Origin of the sequence: Testudinibacter crocodili (assembly GCF_006228025.1) — a bacterium.
Taxonomy (GTDB): Bacteria; Pseudomonadota; Gammaproteobacteria; order Enterobacterales; family Pasteurellaceae; genus Chelonobacter.
This window is the reverse complement of the sequence record NZ_VDHF01000037.1, coordinates 1-954: the sequence shown is the minus strand read 5'-3', so window position 1 is coordinate 954 and position 954 is coordinate 1. Positions and strand designations below refer to the sequence as shown.

General features: G+C 47.7%; 1 protein-coding gene. It reads right to left on the bottom strand.

What is annotated here, in order from left to right:
* The coding region (locus FHQ23_RS04195; RefSeq protein ID WP_503660761.1) for a DNA gyrase subunit B family protein at positions 1-954 on the bottom strand (954 nt) is incomplete at both ends.

Here is a 954-nt window from a genome sequence, read left to right as displayed (position 1 = left end):
TTCGGACAGTGCGGGGTCACGTTCTTGGCAATCAGCTAACTTACCTGGCAAACCGCCTAGATCCAATGCGCCTTTGCGACGGGTCATTTCGCGCGCTTTGCGGGCGGCTTCACGTGCACGTGCGGCATCAATAATTTTGCCGACAATAATTTTGGCATCGGTTGGATTTTCTAATAGATATTCCTGCAAACGCTCGCCCATTGCTGACTCAACCGCACTTTTTACTTCGGAAGAGACCAATTTGTCTTTGGTTTGTGAGGAAAACTTCGGATCCGGCACTTTAACCGAGATAATCGCTACCAATCCTTCACGGGCATCGTCACCGGAAGTATTGATTTTGGATTTTTTATTGTAGCCCTCATTTTCCATATAGTTGTTTAGGGTACGGGTCAGCGCACCACGAAAGCCTGCCAAATGCGTGCCGCCGTCACGTTGCGGAATATTATTGGTGAAGCAGTACAGATTCTCCTGAAAACCATCGTTCCATTGCAGTGCGACTTCAACGCCGATATTGTCTTTTTCGGTGGAAAAATAGAACGGTTGCTGGTGAATCGGGGTTTTGTTTTTATTCAAATGCTCAACGAAAGCACGGATGCCGCCTTCATATTTGAAGTGATCTTGCTTATCGCTGCGTTTATCGATCAATTTAATCGAGACGCCGGAATTTAAAAACGACAGTTCGCGCAGTCGTTTTGCCAGAATTTCATACTGGAATTCGATATTGGTGAAAATCGTCGGGCTTGGCCAGAAACGTACTGCCGTACCGGTTTGTTCAGTTTCGCCAATCACGCTTAACGGCGCTTGCGGCACGCCCAAATGGTAGGTTTGTTCGTGCACTTTGCCTTCGCGGCGAATGGTCAGTAATAGTTTGTCAGACAGGGCATTCACCACTGATACACCAACACCGTGCAAACCACCGGACACTTTGTAGGAGTTATCATCGAACTTTCCGCC